This is a genomic window from Mesorhizobium sp. B3-1-7, from assembly GCF_006439385.1.
Lineage (GTDB): Bacteria > Pseudomonadota > Alphaproteobacteria > Rhizobiales > Rhizobiaceae > Mesorhizobium.
The window spans coordinates 132,447-153,712 of the sequence record NZ_VFTL01000010.1; the positions used below are offsets into that span (position 1 = coordinate 132,447).

The 21,266-nt window shown below is 64.2% G+C and carries 23 protein-coding genes, 1 pseudogene and 1 riboswitch; of the genes and pseudogenes, 8 read left to right on the forward strand and 16 right to left on the reverse strand.

Going from position 1 to position 21,266, the window contains the following annotated elements; all coding sequences use genetic code 11:
* Nucleotides 1–128 precede the first annotated feature (128 nt).
* The 6 genes from FJ417_RS11070 to coxB all read right to left on the reverse strand — a co-directional run bounded on the left by FJ417_RS11070 (nt 129) and on the right by coxB (nt 5,422).
* On the reverse strand, nt 129–1,010 hold the full coding sequence (locus FJ417_RS11070) for a cytochrome c oxidase subunit 3 (RefSeq protein WP_140647284.1): 882 nt from the start codon (nt 1,008–1,010) through the stop codon (nt 129–131).
* Nucleotide 1,011: 1 nt separating this feature from the next.
* Complete coding sequence (locus tag FJ417_RS11075; protein WP_140783417.1) at nt 1,012–1,641, reverse strand: cytochrome c oxidase assembly protein; 630 nt, start codon at nt 1,639–1,641, stop codon at nt 1,012–1,014.
* Nucleotides 1,641–1,832, reverse strand: coding sequence for a hypothetical protein (locus tag FJ417_RS11080; protein ID WP_140783418.1), 192 nt, complete (start codon nt 1,830–1,832; stop codon nt 1,641–1,643). The genes FJ417_RS11075 and FJ417_RS11080 overlap by 1 nt, the downstream gene beginning before the upstream one ends.
* Nucleotides 1,829–2,773 (reverse strand): heme o synthase, encoded by a 945-nt coding sequence (locus FJ417_RS11085; RefSeq protein WP_140783419.1) that lies wholly within the window; start codon nt 2,771–2,773, stop codon nt 1,829–1,831. Before FJ417_RS11085 ends, FJ417_RS11080 begins: the two co-directional genes overlap by 4 nt.
* 76 nt (nt 2,774–2,849) lie before the next feature.
* Nucleotides 2,850–4,499, reverse strand: a complete 1,650-nt coding sequence (gene ctaD, locus FJ417_RS11090) for a cytochrome c oxidase subunit I (RefSeq protein WP_140647280.1) — start codon at nt 4,497–4,499, stop codon at nt 2,850–2,852.
* A 38-nt stretch (nt 4,500–4,537) separates the two neighbouring features.
* The gene (coxB, locus tag FJ417_RS11095; protein WP_140783420.1) at nt 4,538–5,422 is read right to left on the reverse strand and encodes a cytochrome c oxidase subunit II; all 885 of its coding nucleotides are present in this window, start codon (nt 5,420–5,422) and stop codon (nt 4,538–4,540) included.
* Between the two features lie 328 nt (nt 5,423–5,750).
* Between coxB and FJ417_RS11100 the strand changes: the two genes are divergently transcribed.
* The 5 genes and pseudogenes from FJ417_RS11100 to FJ417_RS11120 all read left to right on the forward strand — a co-directional run bounded on the left by FJ417_RS11100 (nt 5,751) and on the right by FJ417_RS11120 (nt 9,385).
* Nucleotides 5,751–6,290 carry an invasion associated locus B family protein gene (locus tag FJ417_RS11100; RefSeq protein ID WP_140783421.1) on the forward strand — a complete coding sequence of 180 codons (540 nt, stop codon included), beginning with the start codon at nt 5,751–5,753 and terminating at the stop codon, nt 6,288–6,290.
* 70 nt (nt 6,291–6,360) lie between these two features.
* A complete protein-coding gene (locus FJ417_RS11105; protein ID WP_140783422.1) occupies nt 6,361–6,828 on the forward strand; it encodes a YbjN domain-containing protein in 468 nt (155 codons plus the stop codon).
* A gap of 99 nt (nt 6,829–6,927) precedes the next feature.
* Nucleotides 6,928–8,340, forward strand: coding sequence for a metalloprotease TldD (gene tldD / locus FJ417_RS11110; RefSeq protein ID WP_140783423.1), 1,413 nt, complete (start codon nt 6,928–6,930; stop codon nt 8,338–8,340).
* Between the two features lie 84 nt (nt 8,341–8,424).
* Nucleotides 8,425–8,634 (forward strand): annotated as a pseudogene (locus tag FJ417_RS33490) (hypothetical protein); the annotation flags it as partial.
* Between the two features lie 82 nt (nt 8,635–8,716).
* Nucleotides 8,717–9,385: a transglutaminase-like cysteine peptidase gene (locus FJ417_RS11120; protein ID WP_181167076.1), complete on the forward strand. Its 669-nt coding sequence runs from the start codon at nt 8,717–8,719 to the stop codon at nt 9,383–9,385.
* Nucleotides 9,386–9,427: 42 nt separating this feature from the next.
* Here the strand turns inward: FJ417_RS11120 and FJ417_RS11125 are convergent, their stop codons facing one another.
* Together FJ417_RS11125 and FJ417_RS11130 are read right to left on the reverse strand one after the other, a co-directional pair.
* Nucleotides 9,428–10,669, reverse strand: coding sequence for a class I SAM-dependent RNA methyltransferase (locus FJ417_RS11125; protein ID WP_140783425.1), 1,242 nt, complete (start codon nt 10,667–10,669; stop codon nt 9,428–9,430).
* Complete coding sequence (locus FJ417_RS11130) at nt 10,666–11,439, reverse strand: TlyA family RNA methyltransferase (RefSeq protein ID WP_140783426.1); 774 nt, start codon at nt 11,437–11,439, stop codon at nt 10,666–10,668. The genes FJ417_RS11125 and FJ417_RS11130 overlap by 4 nt, the downstream gene beginning before the upstream one ends.
* Before the next feature lie 109 nt (nt 11,440–11,548).
* On the opposite strand from FJ417_RS11130, the gene FJ417_RS11135 reads away from it, so the two are divergent.
* A complete protein-coding gene (locus FJ417_RS11135; RefSeq protein WP_140783427.1) occupies nt 11,549–11,950 on the forward strand; it encodes a GFA family protein in 402 nt (133 codons plus the stop codon).
* Here the strand turns inward: FJ417_RS11135 and FJ417_RS11140 are convergent.
* From FJ417_RS11140 to FJ417_RS11165, 6 genes are all read right to left on the reverse strand, one after another.
* Nucleotides 11,947–12,237 carry a hypothetical protein gene (locus tag FJ417_RS11140; RefSeq protein ID WP_140783428.1) on the reverse strand — a complete coding sequence of 97 codons (291 nt, stop codon included), beginning with the start codon at nt 12,235–12,237 and terminating at the stop codon, nt 11,947–11,949. The two genes, FJ417_RS11135 and FJ417_RS11140, sit on opposite strands and share 4 nt — an antisense overlap.
* 149 nt (nt 12,238–12,386) lie before the next feature.
* The gene (gene dxs / locus FJ417_RS11145) at nt 12,387–14,294 is read right to left on the reverse strand and encodes a 1-deoxy-D-xylulose-5-phosphate synthase (protein WP_140783429.1); all 1,908 of its coding nucleotides are present in this window, start codon (nt 14,292–14,294) and stop codon (nt 12,387–12,389) included.
* A 126-nt stretch (nt 14,295–14,420) separates the two neighbouring features.
* Nucleotides 14,421–15,341 (reverse strand): pirin family protein, encoded by a 921-nt coding sequence (locus tag FJ417_RS11150; protein ID WP_140783430.1) that lies wholly within the window; start codon nt 15,339–15,341, stop codon nt 14,421–14,423.
* Nucleotides 15,342–15,350: 9 nt separating this feature from the next.
* The gene (locus tag FJ417_RS11155) at nt 15,351–15,617 is read right to left on the reverse strand and encodes a DUF2277 domain-containing protein (protein WP_140647268.1); all 267 of its coding nucleotides are present in this window, start codon (nt 15,615–15,617) and stop codon (nt 15,351–15,353) included.
* Between the two features lie 45 nt (nt 15,618–15,662).
* Nucleotides 15,663–15,914 carry an exodeoxyribonuclease VII small subunit gene (locus FJ417_RS11160; RefSeq protein ID WP_140647267.1) on the reverse strand — a complete coding sequence of 84 codons (252 nt, stop codon included), beginning with the start codon at nt 15,912–15,914 and terminating at the stop codon, nt 15,663–15,665.
* A 3-nt stretch (nt 15,915–15,917) separates the two neighbouring features.
* Complete coding sequence (locus FJ417_RS11165) at nt 15,918–16,844, reverse strand: histone deacetylase family protein (RefSeq protein WP_140783431.1); 927 nt, start codon at nt 16,842–16,844, stop codon at nt 15,918–15,920.
* Nucleotides 16,845–16,958: 114 nt separating this feature from the next.
* A riboswitch (cobalamin riboswitch) is annotated at nt 16,959–17,136 on the forward strand.
* A 42-nt stretch (nt 17,137–17,178) separates the two neighbouring features.
* On the opposite strand from FJ417_RS11165, the gene bluB reads away from it, so the two are divergent.
* Nucleotides 17,179–17,910: a 5,6-dimethylbenzimidazole synthase gene (bluB, locus tag FJ417_RS11170; RefSeq protein WP_140783432.1), complete on the forward strand. Its 732-nt coding sequence runs from the start codon at nt 17,179–17,181 to the stop codon at nt 17,908–17,910.
* Between the two features lie 102 nt (nt 17,911–18,012).
* Here bluB and FJ417_RS11175 read toward each other — a convergent pair whose 3' ends face one another.
* Both FJ417_RS11175 and FJ417_RS11180 read right to left on the reverse strand, forming a co-directional pair.
* The gene (locus FJ417_RS11175) at nt 18,013–18,996 is read right to left on the reverse strand and encodes a hypothetical protein (protein ID WP_140783433.1); all 984 of its coding nucleotides are present in this window, start codon (nt 18,994–18,996) and stop codon (nt 18,013–18,015) included.
* A gap of 231 nt (nt 18,997–19,227) precedes the next feature.
* Entirely contained in the window at nt 19,228–19,821 is a 594-nt protein-coding gene (locus tag FJ417_RS11180; protein ID WP_140783434.1) for a TetR/AcrR family transcriptional regulator, read from the reverse strand.
* Nucleotides 19,822–19,941: 120 nt separating this feature from the next.
* Between FJ417_RS11180 and FJ417_RS11185 the strand changes: the two genes are divergently transcribed.
* Nucleotides 19,942–21,162, forward strand: a complete 1,221-nt coding sequence (locus tag FJ417_RS11185; protein ID WP_140783435.1) for an MFS transporter — start codon at nt 19,942–19,944, stop codon at nt 21,160–21,162.
* Nucleotides 21,163–21,266: the final 104 nt, after the last annotated feature.

Below are 21,266 nucleotides of genomic sequence, written 5' to 3' on the forward strand. Positions count from 1 at the left end.
ACATGACCTACCGATGGCCGGCCATTGCGCCGAAAAGAAGAAGGCGACCACGTCGCCGCGGCCGCCTTCAAAACTCCCGAAAGCAAATTCCGGAAAAATCGCTACGTGCTTTCCCGGATTGCTTTTTATCAGTGGCCTTCGATCAGCGCGCCGTTCGAGGCCCAGACATAGATCGCGCTGAACAGGAACAGCCAGACCACGTCGACGAAGTGCCAGTACCAGGCGGCCGCCTCGAAGCCGAAATGCTGCTTCGGCGTGAAGTCGCCGCGCATCGCACGCACCAGGCAGACGAGCAGGAAGATGGTGCCGATGATGACATGGAAGCCGTGGAAGCCGGTCGCCATGAAGAAGGTGGCGCCGTAGATCGAATCCTTGAACGCGAAGGGGGCGTGCATGTACTCGTAGGCCTGCACCATAGTGAACAGCATGCCGAGGCCGACGGTCAGCACCAGGCCGTTGATCAGACCCTTGCGGTCGCCATGCAGCAGCGCGTGGTGCGCCCAGGTCACCGTCGTGCCCGACAGAAGCAGGATGATGGTGTTGTAGAGCGGCAGGTGGAAGGGATCGAGAACCTCCAACCCCTTCGGCGGCCAGACGCCGCCGGTGAAGGCGGCGCGGGCATATTGCGAGGCTTCGCCCGGGAACAGGCTGGCGTCGAAAAAGGCCCAGAACCAGGCGACGAAGAACATCACCTCCGAGGCGATGAACATGATCATGCCGTAGCGCAGGTGCAGCGACACGACGCGCGTGTGATGACCCTCATGCGCTTCCTTGATGGTGTCCGACCACCAGGCGAACATCGTGTAGAGCACGATGATCAGGCCGATGAAGAACAGCCATGGATTGGCGATGTTGTGGCCGAAGACCGGGAAGTTGCCGGCCTTCAGATACTGCATCAGGCAGACGCCGCCGATGGCGGTGACCAGCGCGCCGATGGATCCCAGGAAAGGCCACGGGCTCGGGTTGACGAGATGGTAGTCGTGTTGTGGTTTTGCGTGCGCGTCTGCCATATCAACCCCCGAGGCTTGCGTCGGAATCTGGAACTTTGTTGCTGCTGCCAGCGGCCGGCGCCGACGAGGCGACCGGCTGTTTCTTTTCGACCGGGAACATCGTGTAGGACAGGGTGATCGTCTTCAAGTCCTTGAGTTCCGGCACGTTGACGATGTCTGGATCGACATAGAACACGACCGGCATGTCCAGTGTCTCGCCGGGCTTCAGCGTCGTGTCGGTGAAGCAGAAGCACTCCACCTTGTTGAAATAGGCACCGGCCATTTCCGGCTGCACGTTGAACGAGGCGCGGCCGGTGATGGTGCGGTCGAATTTGTTGGTGGCGCTGTAATGCGCCTGCGCCGTCGCGCCGATCTTGATCGTCACCGAGCGGGCGACAGGCTCGAACCGCCACGGAATGCCGTTGGTGTTGGCGTCGAAGCGGATTGTTATGTCGCGGTCGAGCACGCGGCCGGCATATTGCTTTTCGGCGCGCTGCGTGGTGCCGCCATAGCCGGTGACCTGGCAGAACATCTTGTAGAGCGGCACCGCCGCATAGGCCATGCCGACCATGCCGGTGAAGAAGGCGAGACAGACGGCGGCGACGATGCCGTTGTTCACCTTGCGGGGCTTGCTGCTGGTCTCGCCGCCCATCAGCCGCCTCCCAACAGGCCGGAGCCGGTGATGCTGGCCCCGGTGTGGCCGAAGCGCACGATGGTGGCGGCATAGAAGATGGCGACCAATGCCGCCAGCGCGACGCCGATGGCGATGGAGCGGTTGCGACGCGCCTTCTGCTGGCGTTCGGTCAGCGTGACCAGTTCGAGTTTCTTGTCGGCCACGATCATATTCCCCCCATCATAAGGGCGCGCCCGACCACGCAGTCGACGAGATAGGCGGCGAAGATCGCGAAGAGATAGAGCAGCGAGTAGCCGAATAGGGCCTTGGCCGGCTTCATCGCGCGGTCGTCGTCGGCCATGGCAAGCACTTTCCAGGCATACCAGACGAAGCCCGCGCCGAGGACCGCCGAGACGACCCCATAGCCGGCCGTGGTGTAGCCGAGCGCCCAGGGCAGCACGCCGACCGGCGCCAGGATCAGCGCATAGGCAAAGATCTGCCGACGGGTCGAAGCCTGGCCAGCGACATTCGGCATCATCGGGATGCCCGCGCGGGCATAGTCGTCGGACTTGAACAGCGCCAGCGCCCAGAAATGCGGCGGCGTCCACAGGAAGATGATCAGGAACAGGATCACGCTTTCGAGGCTGACCGAGCCGGTCACCGCGGCCCAGCCGATTACCGGCGGGATGGCGCCGGCGGCACCGCCGATGACGATGTTCTGCGGCGTCCAGCGCTTCAGCCACATGGTGTAGACGACGGCATAGAAGAAGATGGTGAAGGCGAGAAGCGCGGCCGACAGCCAGTTGACCAGCACGCCCAGCGTCATCACCGACAGCACCGACAGCACCAGGCCGAAGCTCAACGCCTCTCCCGGCGTGACGCGGCCGGCCGGCACCGGGCGCCCGGCGGTTCTGGTCATCACCGCGTCGATGTCGGCGTCGTACCACATATTGAGCGCGCCGGAGGCGCCAGCGCCGATAGCAATGGCCAGGATGGCGATCATCGCCAGCAGCGGGTTGATGGCGACGGGCGCCGCGACCAAGCCGACAAAGGCCGTGAAGACGACCAGCGACATCACGCGCGGCTTCAACAGGGCGAAGAAATCGGCTGCGGTCGCTTCCGACATGCGAAAACCCGCTTCCTCCATCAATCTGTCTTCGGCAAGGGCCATGCGTACTTAAAGTCCATCATTCCGTTGGCCAAGACCGCCGGACAAGCCGGCGGCCTCGTATGCGTCGGGACGCTGCTTACTTGATCTTCGGCAGCTGTTCCCACTGGTGGAACGGCGGCGGCGAAGGCAGCTGCCATTCGAGCGTGGTGGCACCCTCGCCCCACGGATTGGCGCCGGCGACGCGCTTCTTCTGGAAGGCCTCGAACACGCCGTAGAGGAAGATCGCAACACCGACGGCCGAGATGTAGGAGCCGTAGGACGAGACCATGTTCCAGCCGGCGAAGGCATCCGGATAGTCGACGGTACGGCGCGGCATGCCGGCGAGGCCGAGGAAGTGCTGCGGGAAGAAGATCAGGTTGACGCCGACGAAGGTCACCCAGAAGTGGGTGTTGGCGATCACCGGCGAGTACATGTAGCCGGTCATCTTCGGGAACCAGTAGTACCAGCCGGCGAAGATCGCGAACACCGCGCCCAGCGACAGCACGTAGTGGAAGTGGGCGATCACGAAATAGGTGTCGTGCAGCGAGCGGTCGAGGCCGGCATTGGCCAGCTGAACGCCGGTGACGCCACCGATGGTGAACAGGAAGATGAAGCCCAGCGCCCACAGCATCGGCGGCTTGAAGGAGATCGAGCCGCCCCACATGGTGGCGATCCAGGAGAAGATCTTCACGCCGGTGGGCACCGCGATGACCATGGTGGCGAACACGAAGTAACGCTGCGTGTCGAGCGACAGTCCGGTCGTATACATGTGGTGCGCCCAGACGATGAAGCCGACGGCGCCGATCGCGACCATGGCGTAGGCCATGCCGAGATAACCGAACACCGGCTTCTTCGAGAAGGTCGAGACGATATGGCTGACGATGCCGAAGCCCGGCAGGATCAGGATGTACACCTCGGGATGGCCGAAGAACCAGAACAGGTGCTGGAAGAGGATCGGGTCACCGCCATTGTCCGGCACGAAGAAGGAGGTGCCGAAATTACGGTCGGTGAGCAGCATGGTGATGGCACCCGCCAGGACCGGCAGCGAGAGCAGCAGCAGGAAGGCGGTGATCAGCACCGCCCAGGCGAACAGCGGCATCTTGTGCAGCGTCATGCCGGGAGCGCGCATGTTGAAGATGGTGGTGATGAAGTTGATGGCGCCGAGGATCGACGACGCGCCGGCAATGTGGATCGACAGGATCGCGAGGTCCATCGCGGGGCCGGGCTGGCCGGAGGTCGAGAGCGGCGGATAGATCGTCCAGCCGCCACCGACACCGAAGGCGCCCGGCGCGCTCGGCACGAACATCGAGGAGAGCAAGAGGATGAAGGCCGGCGGCAGCAGCCAGAAGGAAATGTTGTTCATGCGCGGGAAGGCCATGTCCGGAGCGCCGATCATGATCGGCACCATCCAGTTGGCGAAGCCGCCGATCAGCGCCGGCATGACCATGAAGAAGATCATGATCAGGCCGTGCGCGGCGCCGAAGGCGTTGTACATGCTCTTGCCGCCGTCGATGGCGGCGTCGCCCTGCATGCCATAGACCATCTGTGCCAGGCCGCTGAAGATCTGGATGCCCGGCTCCTGCAGCTCCATGCGGATGGCGACCGAGAGCGCGCCGCCGATGATGCCGGCAATGATCGCGAAGATCAGGTAGAGCGTGCCGATGTCCTTGTGGTTGGTCGAGTAGACCCAGCGGACCCAGCCATGCGGCCTGTGGTCGCCGTGATCGTGAGCTGCAGCCTCTGCCATGTTCCGCTCCGTTCCCTAAATCTTGCTAACCCGCGGCATCAGTTGCCGGCGGCCGCTACCTTGTTGGTACCATCGATCTCGGCCATCAGCGCCTTGTTGGCGGCCGGCACGTCGGTCTTGGCCGTATCAAGCCAGGTCTTGAACTGCGCGTCGGACACGACGCGGACGGCGATCGGCATGAAGGCATGGTCCTTGCCGCAGAGCTGCGAGCACTGGCCGTAGTAAAGGCCTTCCTTCTCCGCCTTGAACCAGGTCTCGTTGGTGCGGCCGGGCACGGCGTCCATCTTGATGCCGAAGGACGGCACGGCGAAGGAGTGGATGACGTCGGTGGCGGTGATCAGCACACGGGTCAAGGTATTGACCGGCACGACCAGCTCGTTGTCGACCGCGAGCAGGCGCGGATAGAGGCCGCGATCTTCCTTGCCGGCCTTGGCGCGGTCGGCATCCTGGAGAACCGCCGAATTGAAGGAGAAGGTCTTGTCGACCTGGTATTCATAATCCCAGTTCCACTGGTTGCCGGTCGCCTTGACGGTGAGCTTGGCTTCTTCCGGCGGGGTGTATTGCGCGGTGAGCAGCTGGAAGGAGGGAATGGCGATAAGCAGAAGCACGATCACCGGCCCGACCGTCCAGATCACTTCGATCAGCGTGTTGTGGCTGGTCTTGGACGGCACCGGATTGACGCTGGCGCGGAACTTGACGATGCAAACCAGCAACAGCAGCAGAACGAGGATGGTGATCGGGACGATGAACCACATGGTGTAGTTCCCGAACCGCTCGATCTGCCGCATCATGTCGGTGGCCGGAGCCTGGAAGGTCATCTCCCATGGCCGCGGCTGGTCGGCATGGGCCGCCGCGCTGGAGAAGAGCACGGCCGAAGCTGCCGCACCTGCAAAGAATTCAGCGCTTGCCAGGAATTTCCTCATCGCCCTCTCGTCTCCCACTTCCCGCGATCCGATCGCACCAATAATCGATGATGCCGGGATCGGGAATCCCGGTCTGTCCCTAGGGTGGTTCAAACCATACTCTATTTCCCTCCGCAAGGAAGGAGCGGAGGAAACCGTGCGGCATTTTTGCGCGCAAGCCGAAGGCCGTGTTCGGCGCTCGCCGCGCTATATGCGCCACGGTCGCAATTCGGGCGAATTTGCTTTGGAAAAGCATGGAATTGCCGGTATCGGGGCGGACCGGCGGCGGTCTCGTCCTTTACTTGGCCCCGGCGCGGCTTAAAGTGCCGTGATTCGCAATGGAGCCGTTATGACTTCCTGGCTTTCGAGAACCCTGGCGAAGGTCGTCCTTGCCATCGCCTTGCTCGGTGTCGGCGTAGCCGTTGGCGCCGCTGCCTCGCCGAACAACGCCACGCCGCCGAGCGGCACGGTGAAGTCGACGCATGGCGCGTGGTCGATCATCTGCGATACGCCTGCAGGCGCTACCTCCGAGCAATGCGTGATGATGCAGAACGTCGTCGCCGAGGACCGCCCTGAAATGGGGCTTTCGGTCGTGGTGCTGCGCACCGCCGACAACAAGGCCGAGATTCTGCGCGTGCTGGCGCCGCTCGGCGTGCTGCTCCCCAACGGCCTCGGTCTCAATGTCGATGGCAAGGATATCGGCCGCGCCTATTTCGTGCGCTGCTTCCAGGATGGCTGCTATGCCGAGGTGATCCTCGAAAAGCCGCTGCTCGACACGTTGAAGAGCGGCACCTCGGCCACCTTCATCGTCTTCCAGACGCCCGAGGAAGGCATCGGCATTCCCGTCGACCTCAAGGGCTTTGCGGAAGGTTTCGCCGCCCTACCTTGATCTTCTTGCCCATGCGCCGCTCCTGACGCTGAGGTCGGTGGCGAATGCGCATTTGGCGGCAGGAGGCTCAATGCGCGCGAATTTATCCGCTTTCATTATCGGTCTGGCGCTGATCGGCACGGTTTCGGCCGTACGGGCCGAGGATGCCGAAATCCTCCAGACGCCCGACCCGGCGGCGATCCTCGACATCGCCAAGGGCTTCGGCTCGGCCAGGATGGACAAGGACGACAATGGCGATCCGATGCTTTCCGGCCGGATCGAGGGCGTCAAATACGTGATCTATTTCTATGGCTGCGAGGATCACGACAACTGCAAGTCGCTGCAATTCTCGACCGGCTACACCGACCCGCTGACCGCCGACCAGGCCAATGTCTGGAACGCGAAATACCGCTGGGTAAAGGCCTATGCCGGCGACGGTTCGAATTTCAGGATGGATGTCAGCTTCGCCGGCGGCATCACCAGGGCCAATCTCGAGGAGCAGTTTTCCAACTGGAACGCGATGGCCGCCAACATCAAGGACTTCGTCAACGGCAAGTGATGGCGGGGTAATCGCCGACTTGGCCTTGTTGACGATTGTGCGACGGCGGCTTCGCGCCTACATGCCGAGGAACGATTTGTTTCCAAGAATGGATTTGCCATGAACAGCCTGATCGGCCAATTCGACATTTCCGACGATCGCGTCAAGGAGATCGTCGCCGAGACCATCAAGGGCGCCGACGACGGCGAGTTGTTCCTCGAATACAGCGAAAGCGAAGCGCTGATGTTCGACAATGGCCGGCTGAAGACGGCCAATTTCAACACCGACCAGGGGTTCGGCCTGCGCGCCGTGGCCGGCGAGGCCAGCGGCTATGCGCATTCCAGCGATCTCTCCGAAGCCTCGCTGCTGCGCGCGGCCGACGCCGTCTCGGCGGTCAAGGGCGGCTATTCCGGCACATTGGCCGGAGCGCCCGCCCGCACCAACCGCCACCTCTATGGCGACGAGAACCCGATCCCCTCGCCTTCCTTCGAGGCCAAGGCCAAGCTGTTGCAGGAGATCGACGGCTGGCTACGCGCAAAGGATGCGCGCGTGCGCCAGGTGACGGCCTCGCTCGCCGCCTCGTGGCAGCATGTCGAGATCGTGCGCGGCGACGGACAGATCGTGCGCGACATCCGCCCGCTGGTCCGGATCAACGTTTCCGTCGTGGTCGGCGATGGCGACCGGCAGGAGAGCGGCTCCTACGGCATGGGCGGCCGCAAGAGTTTCGGCGAGTTCGTCAGCGAGGAGAGCTGGAAGCATGCGGCAAACGAGGCGCTGCGGCAGGCACTGGTCAATCTGGAAGCGGTCCCGGCGCCTGCGGGCACGTTCGACATCGTTCTGTCCAGCGGCTGGCCGGGGGTGATGCTGCACGAGGCGGTCGGCCACGGGCTCGAAGGCGACTTCAACCGCAAGAAGACATCGGCCTTCGCCGGCCTGATGGGTAGCCAAGTGGCGGCGAAGGGCGTCACCGTGGTCGACGACGGCACCATCCCCGAGCGGCGCGGCTCGCTCACCGTCGACGACGAAGGCACGCCGTCGGCGCGCAACGTCTTGATCGAGGACGGCAAACTGGTCGGCTATATGCAGGACCGCCAGAACGCGCGGCTGATGGGCATGAAGGCGACGGGCAACGGCCGACGCGAGGGCTATGCGCACCAGCCGATGCCGCGCATGACCAACACCTACATGACCGCGGGCGACATGCAGCCGGAGGAGATCATCGCCTCGGTCAAGAACGGCATTTACGCCGTCTCCTTCGGCGGCGGCCAGGTCGACATCACGTCGGGCAAGTTCGTGTTCGGCTGCACCGAGGCCTACATGATCGAGAACGGCAAGGTGACGCAGCCGATCAAGGGCGCGATGCTGATCGGCAACGGGCCGGACGCCATGCACCGCGTCAGCATGATCGGCAACGACCTGAAGCTCGACAGCGGCATCGGCATGTGCGGCAAGGCCGGACAGGGCGTGCCGGTCGGGGTCGGCCAGCCGCATCTGCGGATGAACCAGATGACGGTGGGCGGGACGAGGGTTTGAGGGGTTGGCGCCGTTCCGGTAGAATCGTCTGCCAAAGACATTTCACTCGAGCGTGTAGCCATCATATCCAAATCCGAGAACGCGCCAGAGGGCGTTGATTTGAAACCGGTGCCGGCCTTTGCACCGATGCGGCCGCAGGACGTGTTTGGAATCCTACAGCGTGCTGGCGGGCCAAAAACACTTGAAGATATGGACGCGAGCGTACTCGCCGAAGCGCGGCAGTGCCACGCTCGGATTGATGCCAACTCCGGAAGAGGGGCAGCCTCTGCCTTACGCCAGACACAATCGTGTTAGGACATTATTAATTGTTTAATTGGCGGGGCGGGCGTTTGCGCATTAGCTTCTCGCCAGTCTTCTCGTTGCGGTGGTGTCGGCAATGCAGCGTTCCCCTGGTGTCCTGACCTCTTCCCTCCTCCTTGGTTTTGTTTCGTTGATAGGTGCGACTTCGCTGCAAATAGGCCCTGCAGCGGCGCAGTCGTCGCTGTTCAAGCTAACGACGACACGACCTGCTGCGAGCTACGCCACGGTCGGCGCAAGCACCAGCGTCCCCTACGGCTGGCTCGATTTCTGCCATCGCCGGCCGAAAGAGTGCAAGGTGCGCGCTTTGCCTGCCACGAGCGTCAAGCTGACCGCGCAGAACATGAGCATCCTCAAGCGGATCAACCAGAAGGCGAACCGCTCCATCAAGCCCGTCAGCAATTACGACCACTGGGGCACGATGATGGACCACTGGGACTATCCGGTGGACGGCAAGGGCGATTGCAAGATCTACGCGCTCTACAAGCGCAAGCTTCTCCAGGAAGCGGGATTTCCCCGGCAGGCGCTGCTGATGACGGTGGTGCGCGACCTTCACGATGAGGGCCACACCATCCTGACGGTGAAGACCGACAAGGGCGATCTCGTCCTGGACAATCTGGTCGACGAGATCCGCCCCTGGAACGCCACCGGCTATTATTTCCTGAAACGGCAGTCGCAGCAGAACCCGAACAGCTGGGTTTCGATCAACCAGCGCGGCGGCACGGCGAAACGTTTGCCGAGCTCGTAAGGCAAGTCGCCATTTGAGTGAAGTGAGCTGCAACCGGCAAGGCTACCGCCGCCGCTTCGGCTTCTCCAAAAGCGCCACGGCCTCGACATGCGGCGACCACAGGAACTGATCGATCGGCGTGACGCTCTTCAGCGTATAGCCGCCATCGATCAGGATGCGCAGATCGCGCGCCAGCGTCACCGGATTGCAGGAGACGGCGGCGACCAGCGGCACGTCGGAACGGGCGATCTGCTTCGACTGGTCCTCGGCGCCGGCGCGCGGCGGATCGAAGACCACTCCGTCGAAAGCGTTCAGCTCCTTGAAGGTCAGCGGCCGGCGGAAAAGGTCGCGGCGTTCGCTGGTCACCCGCTTCAGGCCACCGGCGAAACGAAAGGCGCGGTCGAGTGCGGCGAGCGCCGGCGCATCGCCTTCGACGGCATGGACCTCCGACTTCACGCCAAGCCGCAGCGCGAAGCTGCCGCAACCGGCAAACAGGTCCGCGACTTTCCTGGCGCGCGACAGGTGCTGGCCGACAAGGTCCGCCATCGCCTGCTCGGCGGCTTCCGTCGCCTGCAGGAAGGCGCCGGGCGGCAGGGCGACGGCGACGGATCCGAACTGCACCACCGGCTTCTTCGGTTCGACGACGATCTCGCCGTCGACGGAAAGCCGCGCCAGGCCCTCGGCCATGACGAAATTCGACGCGATGCGGCGCTGGTGGTCGCCGAGCTTGCCGGCATCATGGACGGCAATGTCGAGGCCCGAAGCCGTGACGGTCACCGTCATATGGAACGCTTTCGGCGTGGCGCAGACCAATCCGGCCAGAGCACGCAATTTATCGAGCGCCGAAACAATCGCCGGCAGCGAGATCGGGCATTCGTCGATCGGGATGATCTCGGAGGACAGGGCGCGCACGAAGCCGAGCAGCATGCCGGCATCGGTGCGCCTGGCGCTGAAGGTGACGCGGCGGCGGGTGTGCGGCACGCACGGCACCAGCGCAGCGATCTCGCAAGCTATGCCCTTGGCCTTCAGCGCCTGCACGACCTTCTCGCGCTTCCATTGCCGGTAGGCTTCAGCCTCGTAATGCTGCAGCGCGCAGCCGCCGCATTCGGTGAAATGACGGCAGGCCGGATAGATCCTGAGCGGCGAGGCTTCCAACACCGACATCAACGTAGCGCGATCCCTCTGGCGCGCGGCCGTGACCGTCTCGCCCGGCAGCGTGAAGGGGATGAAGACCTCCCCGCCCTCGGCGTTGGCGATGCCGTCGCCTTGCGAGCCCAGTCTGGCGACGGTGAAGCGTGTGCTCATCGCGACCCCGCATCCTTTATGGCGGCGAGCAGGAACTCGCGGTTGCCGTCGCCGCCTTCGATCGGCGACGGGTGCAGCCCGAGCACCCGCCAGCCGGGAATGCCGGCAAGCCAATCAGCCAAGCTGACAGCAATGCGCTCAGCGTCTTCTGGCTGCCTGAGCAGGCCGCCCTTGCCGATGGCCTCGCGCCCGGCCTCGAATTGCGGCTTGACCAGAAGAATTGCCCTGGCGCCCTCGCCCGCCAATTGCAGCGCCGGCGGCAGCGTCAGCTTCAGCGAGATGAAGCTGACGTCGCAGACCAGGAAAGCGGGAGCGCGGCCGCCGAGATCGGCCGCCGTCAGGTCGCGGGCGTTCAGCCCCTCGATCACCGTCACACGCGGGTTACCGGCAATGTCGGGATGCATCTGGCCGTGGCCGACATCGATCGCCGTGACATGCGCCGCGCCGCGCTCGAGCAGCACCTGGGTGAAGCCGCCGGTCGAGGCGCCGATGTCGAGCGCCTCGCTTCCGGAAGGATCGAGGCCGAAACGATCGAGGCCGGCGATCAGCTTCAATGCCGCGCGCGACACATAGGCCTGCGCCGGATCGTCGATGGCGACCAGGCAGTCCGGCGCGACAGCCTGGCCGGGCTTGCGGGCAACGATGCCGTCAACCGTTACCGTGCCGCGCTCGATCGCGTCGCGGGCACGCGAGCGGCTGGCGAACAGGCCGCGCCCGACGAGCAATTCGTCGAGCCGCTGGCGCTGGCTGGCTGGCAAAGGGGAACTCATCGGCCTTCATTGGCGAAGGCCGGGCGCGAACGCAATGGGTTTGAATATCGGGCGACAGGCTGCAGAATGCGGACAGGAACGGGCCGTTCGTCAGTCGGTGGAGGTGGCGATGCTGAAGGGTACCTGTCATTGCGGCGCGGTCCATTGGACGCTGGAAGGCGATCCCGGTGGAATCACCGCCTGCAATTGCACGCTTTGCCGCCGCTACGGCACGCTCTGGGCCTACGACTATGTCGACGAGCGCATTCGCGTCGCCGGGCCGCTGAAATCCTATACGCGCGCCGGGGTGGCCGAACCTTCGCTGGAGATCCTGTTCTGCCCGACCTGCGCCTGCGTCGTCGCCTGGCGCGGCCTGCGTTCCGGCAAGAGCGGCCGCACGCGCATCGCCGTCAATGTCAGACTGGCGCCGCCCGAGGACGTCGCCGACCTGCCGATCGACCATTTCGACGGCCTCGATACGTATGACGACCTGCCGCGCGACGGCCGCTGCGTGCGCGATATGTGGTTCTAAAATACGGTTCGCGAAACCCGGCGCTCGACGGCCGGCGTCAGGCCATCATTGCCGGAAGCTTCCTTGCGCGGCGGCTCGACCGGCGCCGGCACAGCCGGCGTCGTCGCTTCCGGCACCATGACGAGTTGAGGAACCTGCCTGTAGGAGAAGGCGCCGCGGATGTTGCCCATCTTGCCGGCGACGATATCCAGCACCGCCTTTTCAAGGTTGCGGTCGTAACGCGTTTCGGCTGTCACAGGCGCGGCCATGGCAGCCAAAAGGGCCACGCCGCACAGAAGCGTTTTCATTTTTGTTGTCTCCCTGCCTGGCTCGAGCTTCTAGCAGGGCGCCGTTGAAAATCGGCCAAGAGACAGGGTAAGCGAACCGCCAAACGGGAGCGTTAACAGATAGTTACATCCGGAAGCCGGCAAAACGATTCAGGTCTTGAAGTCCTGATTCAGGCACGCTGCGCCTGAACGCCACGGCCGAGCGTCGCGAAGACCGTGCGCACGATACCCACCGAATCCAGGCCGGCATCGGCATACATCTTTTCGGGTTTCGCATGGTCGGCGAACATGTCCGGCAAGACCAGCGGGCGCACCTTGAGGCCGCTTTCCAGCAGGCCTTCATGGGCGAGGAAATGCAGCACCTGGCTGGCGAAACCGCCAATCGCGCCCTCCTCCACGGTCACCAGCACTTCGTGCGAGCGGGCGAGGCGCCGGATGAGATCTTCGTCCAGCGGCTTGGCAAAGCGGGCGTCGGCAACCGTGGTGGAGAGACCAGCCGCGCCGAGTTCCTCAGCGGCCAGAAGGCAATCCTGCAGCCGCGTGCCGAAGGAAAGCAGGGCGACCTTGGTCCCTTCCTTGAGAATACGACCCTTGCCGATTTCGAGCAGCGAGCCGCGCTCCGGCATGTCGACGCCGACGCCGTTGCCGCGCGGATAGCGGAAGGCGATCGGGCCGTCATCATAGGACGCCGCGGTACGCACCATATGGCGCAGTTCCGCCTCATCGGCGGCGGCCATGACGACGAAGCCCGGCAGCGTAGCGAGGAAGGTGGTGTCGAAAGCGCCGCAATGGGTGGCGCCGTCGGCGCCGACGAAACCGGCGCGGTCGATGGGAAAGCGCACCGGCAATTTCTGGATCGCAACGTCGTGGACGACCTGGTCGTAGGCGCGCTGCAGGAAGGTGGAATAGATGGCGGCGAAGGGCTTGTAGCCTTCGGTGGCCAGCCCGGCGGCGAAGGTCACCGCATGCTGCTCGGCGATGCCGACATCGAAGGTCCGCAGCGGAAATATCTCGCCGAACAGGTCGAGGCCGGTGCCGCTCGGCATGGCGGCGGTGATGGCGACGATACGGTCGTCCTCACGCGCTTCCTGGATCAGGCTTTCGGCGAACACCTTGGTGTAGGCGGGCGCGTTGGCCGGCGCCTTGGCCTGCGCGCCGGTGATGACGTCGAACTTGTTGACGCCGTGATATTTGTCGGCCGCGGCCTCCGCCGGCGCGTAGCCCTTGCCCTTCTGGGTCACGACATGGACCAGCACCGGGCCTTTGCCGTTGTCGCGCACGTTCTTCAGCACCGGGATCAGATGTTCGAGATTGTGCCCGTCGATGGGGCCGATGTGATAGAAACCGAGCTCCTCGAACAGGGTGCCGCCGGTGACGTAGCCGCGCGCATGCTCGACCGCCCGGGTGATGGCGCGGTCGGCGCGCTTGCCGAGATAGGATGTCAGCTTCTTGCCGAAATCGCGCAGGCCGAGATAGGCCTTGCCGGAGGCGAGCCTGGCCAGATAGGCGCTCATGGCGCCGGTCGGCGGCGCGATCGACATGTCGTTGTCGTTGAGGATGACGATCAGCCGGGCGTCGAGCGCGCCGGCATTGTTCAGCGCCTCGAAGGCCATGCCGGCCGACATCGAGCCGTCGCCGATGACGGAAATCACATTGTTGCGGCCGCCCGACAGGTCGCGCGCCATGGCCATGCCGAGGCCGGCCGAGATCGAGGTCGACGAATGCGCGGCGCCGAACGGGTCGTATTCGCTCTCGGCGCGCCGGGTGAAACCGGAGAGGCCGCCCTCCTGGCGCAGCGTGCGGATGCGGTCGCGGCGGCCGGTCAGGATCTTGTGCGGATAGGCCTGATGGCCGACGTCCCAGATCAGCCGGTCTGCCGGGGTGTCGAAGACATAATGCAGGGCAACCGTCAGCTCGACGACGCCGAGGCCGGCGCCGAGGTGGCCGCCCGTCTGCGAGACGGCGTCGATAAGCTCGGCGCGCAGTTCCGCGGCAAATTGCGGCAGCGCGCCCTCATCGAGCGTCCGCAAATCCGCCGGAATGCGGACCTTGTCGAGCAGCGGCGTGTCTGGCTTCACTCGGGCGCGTCCTGCCTTATCGATCGAACACGGCGCTATCAGCAGATTGCGCCATAATCATGCGCGGAATAGGCCGCCGGCGGACGAATGTAAATGCGCGCCAGTGACGCGCCGACGACGCCTATCCTAACCTTCGGGCAACGGGATAAACTCTTCCTCATCGCCGGGAACGATATCGAAGCGGCCTGTCTTCCATTCCTGCTTGGCCTGTTCGATGCGTTCCTTGGAGGACGAGACGAAATTCCACCAGATGTAGCGCTTGGAGCCGAGCGAAGCCCCGCCGAACAGCATGAAATGCGCGCCGCGCTCGGAGGAAACGACGATCTCCTCGCCCGGCTTGAACACCAGGAGCCGCTCGGCCGGGAAAATATCGCCTGCGATCGAGACTTCGCCTTCCAGTGTGTAGATGGCGCGCTCCTCGGCATCGGCCGGGATCTTCACGCTCGCGCCCGACGCTAAGCGCAGATCGGCATAAAGCGTGTCCGAGGCGGTCGCCACGGGCGAGCGCAGGCCTGAGAATTCGCCGATGACGACGCGGCCGCTGACGCCCTCGGCATCGATCTGCGGCAAGCGGGCCACCGATGTGTTCGCGAACACCGGGGCAATTTCCTCCTTGCCGTCGGGCAGCGCCAGCCAGGTCTGCAGGCCGGAGACCGACATCGGCGCGCCGCGCAACTCCTCCGGCGTGCGCTCGGAATGGACGATGCCGCGCCCGGCGGTCATCAAATTCACGTCGCCCGGCGCGATCACCATTTCAGTGCCGAGCGAGTCGCGATGCCTGATCTTGCCGTCGAACAGGTAGGTGACGGTGGACAGCCCGATATGCGGATGCGGGCGCACGTCGAGCGCATGGCCGGCGCGCAGGATCGCCGGTCCCATGCGGTCGAAGAAGATGAACGGCCCGACCAGACGGCGCTTCGCCGTCGGCAGGGCGCGGCGCACCTCGAAGCCGCCAATGTCCTTGGCGTTGGGGACGACCATCAGCTCGATCTGGTCGCAGGCGAAGGCATCGCCCGGTTCAGGATCGTTTCCCGGAAAAAAGCTCATATCGGATCCTCAGGCGAAACGCAGCGCCGACCTGGCCTTCGCCTTGGCCGCCTCTTCCTCGCGATTGCGCGGTTCCTGGTTGGTTTCGAGCGAATCGATCAATTCGCGCGCGACAGCTGTGATCGCCTCGACGGCATGGTGGAAGGCATGTTCGTTGCGCTTGGAGGGCTTGGTCGAGCCGCTCAGTTTGCGCACGAATTGCAGCGCTGCGTCATGCACTTCGTCATTGGTCGCCGGCGGCTCGAAATTGGCCAGGGTCTTGATGTTGCGGCACATAGCTTGAACTCCTTACCTGCTTTCTTTGCCCCACCGTCGTCCAAATTACTCAGCGTCGAGCGGCTCCGTTCCAACCGGTTTGCCGTCGCGCGACAGCCTGATCTTCTCGACCTTGTCCTCGGCCGCTTTCAGCAGACGGTCGCAATGCGCCTTCAGCGCTTCGCCGCGCTCGTAGATCTTGATCGACTGGTCGAGCGGGACGTCGCCGCGCTCAAGATCATCGACGATCTTCTCCAGCGCGTCGAGCGCCTGTTCGAAGCTCATCGCCTTGACGTCCTCATTGCCTTCCAATGCCATAGCCTATCCCTTCATCAGCCGCCCGACATGGGCGGCGACTGAAAATGCCAGTCCCTGCAGATCGTAGCCGCCTTCCAGCAGGCTGACGAGCCTGTTGGAGCTGTGGCGGCCGGCGCGCTCCATCAATTGCCCGGTCGCCCAGTCGAAATCGTCCTCGGTCAGGTTGATCTCGGCGAGCGGATCGCGGTGGTGCGCGTCGAAACCGGCGGAAATGATGATCAAGTCCGGCGCGAACGCATCGATCGAGGGCAGCACACGCGACAGGAAGGCGTCGCGGAACAGGTCGCTGCCGGTCTGCGGCGCGAGCGGCGCATTGACGATGTTGCCGGCGCCGGTTTCGCTTTTCGCTCCGGTACCGGGATAAAGCGGCATCTGGTGCGTCGAGCAATAGAGAACCGACGGGTCGTCCCAAAAAATGTCCTGTGTGCCGTTGCCGTGGTGGACGTCCCAGTCGACGATGGCGACGCGCTCGACCTGATGCTTCTTCTGCGCGTAGCGGGCGGCGATCGCGGCCGTGTTGAACAGGCAGAAGCCCATCGCGGTGGTCTTTTCGGCGTGGTGACCCGGCGGACGGGCGGCGACGAAGACGTTGGCGGCACGGCCCTCGAAGACGTCGTCCACCGCCGCGTTGGCGCCGCCGATCGCCGTCACCACGGCCTGCCAGCTTTTCGGGCTGGCGCTGGTATCGGCGTCGATCGAGACGATGCCGTTCTCAGGGATCGCCGCGCGCACGCGCTCGACGAAATCCTCGGGATGCGCATAGAGGATCGTTTTCTCATCGCCTTCGGGCGCCTTGACGCGGTCGAGCGCCGAAAAAGCCTCGTCGTCGAGCACGCGTTCGATGGCGCGCAGGCGGTCGGGCCGCTCGGGATGGCCGGGCGGCGTGAGGTGTTCCAGAAAGATCGGGTGCGTGTAGAGACGGGTGGCCATGGCGCCTAATCTAGGCACCGGCGGCGCGGATGACCATGTTTGAAAGCCGAATGGCTGGGGAAAATTGCGCCAGCCCATGTCGCTGGCGCCATTGGCGCGGCGCAAGCTTCGCGGTAAGGTTCTTCGCTGCCTGGTGCCCGCGACGCGGGAGAATCGGGAACACGGTTGAACTCCGTGGCGTGCCCAACGCTGTGAGGGGGACCGCGCCGGCAAAGCCACTGTCGATGACGGGAAGGCGCCGGATGCGGGAGGATCCCGAGCCAGAAGACCGGCCCGGCAGACATGGTTTTCCGCTTGGTCAGGCGGGGGACTGCTTGTCGCAAGGGGAAAAGCGATGACGGCAGCAGCGATCGCCGCGAGCGGCGACGACTTTGACCAATTGGCGCGCGACGCGGTCTATCGGGCGATGTTCACCAGGCGTGACGTGCGCAGCCATTTTGTCCCCGACGACCTCGATGACAGCGTGTTGGCGCGGCTCATCACCGCCGCGCATCATGCGCCGTCGGTCGGCTACATGCAGCCGTGGAACTTCATCGTCATCCGCGACGCAGGCAGACGTCGGCAGGTGCGCGACCTGTTCCTCGCCGCGCGCGAGCAGGAACTGCCGGCGATCGAGGCGGAACGGCAGGCGCTGTACCGCAAGCTTAAGCTCGAGGGCATCTGCGAAAGCGCGCTCAATTTGTGCATCACCTGCGACCGGCAGCGGTCGAAGGATTCGCCGCTCGGGCGCTGGCACAATCCGGAGATGGACCTCTACAGCACCGTCTGCGCGGTGCAGAATTTCTGGCTGGCGGCGCGGGCCGAGGGTGTCGGCGTCGGCTGGGTCAGCATCATCGAGACGGAAGCGCTGAAGCAGCTCTTGTCGATCCCGGAACATGTGACGCCGATCGCCTATCTCTGCGTCGGCCGCGTCTCAGCCTTCGCGCCGAAGCCCGATCTCGAGGCGCATGGCTGGGGCAAGCGCCTGCCGCTGCCGGAGCTTGTGATGAGCGAGACTTTCCGCGGCGCCGGCGAGGCGCCGCTCAAATCGGCGATCGCAAGGCTAATGCATGTCGCGCAAAAGTGACCTCGGTTTTGCGACAACGACATGCATCAAGCAACGACCTAAAGCGCGTCGCGTGAATCCGTTTCGACGCGACGCGCTTTAGGCGGTCCTTCGAAATCCTGATCAAGCGGCCCGGGGCGTATCCCAGCGCGAGCCGCCGCCGAAGGAGCCCAGCGCCTTGTCGCGCAGTTCCCTGAACTTGGATGAGGCCTCGGCCAGCCGGTGGTCCCATTCGGGATTGGGCACCTGGCCCTCGATGGCTTCGAAATAAACCTGCATCAGCGAGGCAATGGCGAAGGGCTCGATGAAGGCCGCCTTGAAGGCCCAGGCAAAGACGATGGCCAGCACGAAAGCCCAGCCGGCAAGCTGACCCGGCATGACCCAGAGGATCGCGGCCGCGGGCGCCAGCATCAACAGGAAGATGACGAAGGACACGCCCCACATGATCGCCGCCAGCCAGACGGCGTTCTTGACCATGTGCTTGCCGTTCTGGGCGTAGAGGACGACACCTTGCCTGGCCGTCTCGAAGGGCGAGTTCGAATTGATGCGGATGTTGTAGCCGAGGATGATCTCGTCGACATAGGTCAGCGAGATACGGATGACGGTGTTGATGAAGCCGACCAGGCCGCTCAGGCCCGGGATCGGCAGGAAGGCGGCTATGCCGCCGATCAGGCCGGTGATGGCGCGGATGGCGCCCTTGACCAGTTGGTCGACGACGAAAAGGATGTTGGCCTCGGCGAAACGCTGGGTGACCACTTCCTTGGCATAGGCGATCTGGTTCTGCCCGTCAGGGACATCGTGGCCGTCTATCAGATGCGCCATGACGGCGATATGGCCCGCCTTCAGCACATAGAGGATGTATTCGCGGATCCAGTAGACGGCGATCGACACGACGCCGAAGCCGACCACGCCGCCCCACAGCGCGAAGGACATCGGCCCGTCGGGATCGGTCGAGATGTGGCCGACGCCGTAGCCGACGCTGGCGCCCGTGCCGGTCGCCATGATGTAGGCGACCGTGATGCCGAAATAGACGATCATGCGAAAGACGATGAACGGCCATGTCCGCATCATGATGGACACCGACTTGGCGATGCTGAAGTCCCACATGCCCCGACTCTCCACACCCCCGCGCATGATCCCGAAAATCGGAATCGATTTCGGGAAGGGCCATGCGCTGAATCAAAGTTTTTACAGCGTCCTTGCGCGTTCAAAGAACGCGCGGCGCTGTAAGAGTTGGCGGTGGAGGATGCGCTCGCCCTATTGATTGTCAATCGCGGCGGGGTTGTGCCGGCCGGAAAGCGGTGCACAACCCGGTGGCTTGGTTACCCAAGCGTGCCGTCAAACCCTCTTGCGCAAGCCTTCGAGCAGTTGCTTGAACGCCGCGATCGCCTTCTTCGACGTCGCTTCGGGATCGTTCGAATTGGCGATGCGCTGCGCGGCCTGGCTGCTGGCGCCATTGATCAGCCGTGAGGTCGTCTCGGGATCAAGCTCTGGAACGACCACCTCCTCGTCCTGCAGCTTCGTCAGATGGTCGGTCATCGAGGCGATACAGGCGCTGGCATTCGGCCACTGCGCCGGGTCGCCGAGCACCGCCGGGCCGTCGCGGAACATGATGCGCTGGATTTCCGGCTCCAGCGCCATTTCGATATAGCTGGTGCATTCATCGACGAAATGCTGCCAGCGGGTCGGCGCCTTCGAAGCCACCTCGTTCACCCGTACAGCCATTTCGCCGTCGATCTCGGCGATCACCGCCTGCAGCAGCCCCTTCTTGTCGCCGAAATGATGGTAGAGCGCGCCGCGCGTCAGGCCGGCCGACGCGGTGAAATCGTCCATCGAGGCCTCGGCGTAGCCGACCGTGCCGAAGGCGTGGCGGGCGGCCGCGATCAGCTTGGCGCGCGTTTCGGCGATCATCTCCTTGCGCGGTCTGTGCATGGCTCTGGCTCTACTAACATACGCCTCGTATGCCAATTGACATACGCAGCGTATGAACTATCTCACATTCATACGCAGCGCATGTAGTTTTAGTATGCAACCTTGTCGAGGAGCAGGATCATGCGAAACCCCTATGCGGACATCTTTCGGGCTCCCGGCACGAAAGGCTTTGCCGCGGCCGCCTTCATCGCGCGGCTGCCGATCGCCATGGCGCCGATCGGCATCGTGGCGATGCTCTCGCAGACGCATGGCGAATATTGGCTGGCCGGGGCGGTCTCCGCGACCTACGCCCTTGTGAATGCTGTTTTGTCACCGCAGATCTCGCGATGGGTGGATCAGCTTGGCCAAAGCGCGATTGCCCTGCCGACCACGCTTGTCTCGGTGCTTGCCTTCACGACATTGATCGTGGCGGCCAACCAGCACTGGCCGGCCTGGACCCTGTTCGGGTCGGCGCTGCTTGCCGCCGCCATGCCCAACATCCCGGCGCTGGTCAGGGCTCGCTGGACCGAGATTTTTCGCGATCGTCCCGAGTTGAGCACCGCCTTCGCGTTCGAATCGGCTGCGGACGAATTGGTTTATGTCGCCGGAGCCTCGCTGTCAGTGGGCTTGAGCGCGGCGCTGTTTCCCGAAGCCGGCATGGTGGTCAGCACGTTGCTGCTCGCGCTCGGTTCGGCGGCATTCCTGCTGCAGCGCTCGTCCGAGCCACCGGTACGTCCGGCGGAACATGGCGCGGCCGGTTCGGCGATCCGCCTGCGGCCGGTGCAGATCATCACCTTCGCGCTGATCTTCGTCGGCGCGACCTTCGCCACCACGGAAGTCACCACCGTCGCCATCACCAAGGCGCTCGGCCAGCCCGAGGCTGCAAGCCTCGTCATCGGCGTCTATGCGCTTGGATCCTTCGTGCTCGGCATCATCGTCGGCGCGCTCAGCCTGAAGGCGCCGCTGCAGCGGCAACTCGCGGTCGCGGTCACGGTGATCGCGCTCACCACGCTGCCATTGCTTTTCGCCGACACGGTGCCGACGTTGGCGCTGGCGGTCTTCGTCAGCGGCGTCGCGATCTCGCCGACCTTCATCACAGCCTTCGGCCTGATCGAGCGCCACGTGCCGCCGGCAATGCTCACCGAAGGCGTCACCTGGGTAACCACCGGCATCGGCATCGGCATGGCGCTGGGCTCCTTCGCCGCCGGCTGGATGGTCGACAATTTCGGTCCGCAGAACGGGTTCTGGGTGTCGGTGGCGGCCGGGGCGATCGCGCTGGCCACCGTGCTTGCCGGGCAGTGCCGGCTGGCGACGGGCGATTGCGACGCGGACAGGGGCGAAGCGGTGGTGCCTGCGGAGTGACGATTATTCGGCCGTCCGATCATCATCGCAGACGTTGGAAGTTAGCCGAGACCTACGCGACTTCGTCATTCACGGGCGGAGCGACTCGAAGCGGGGCATAGACC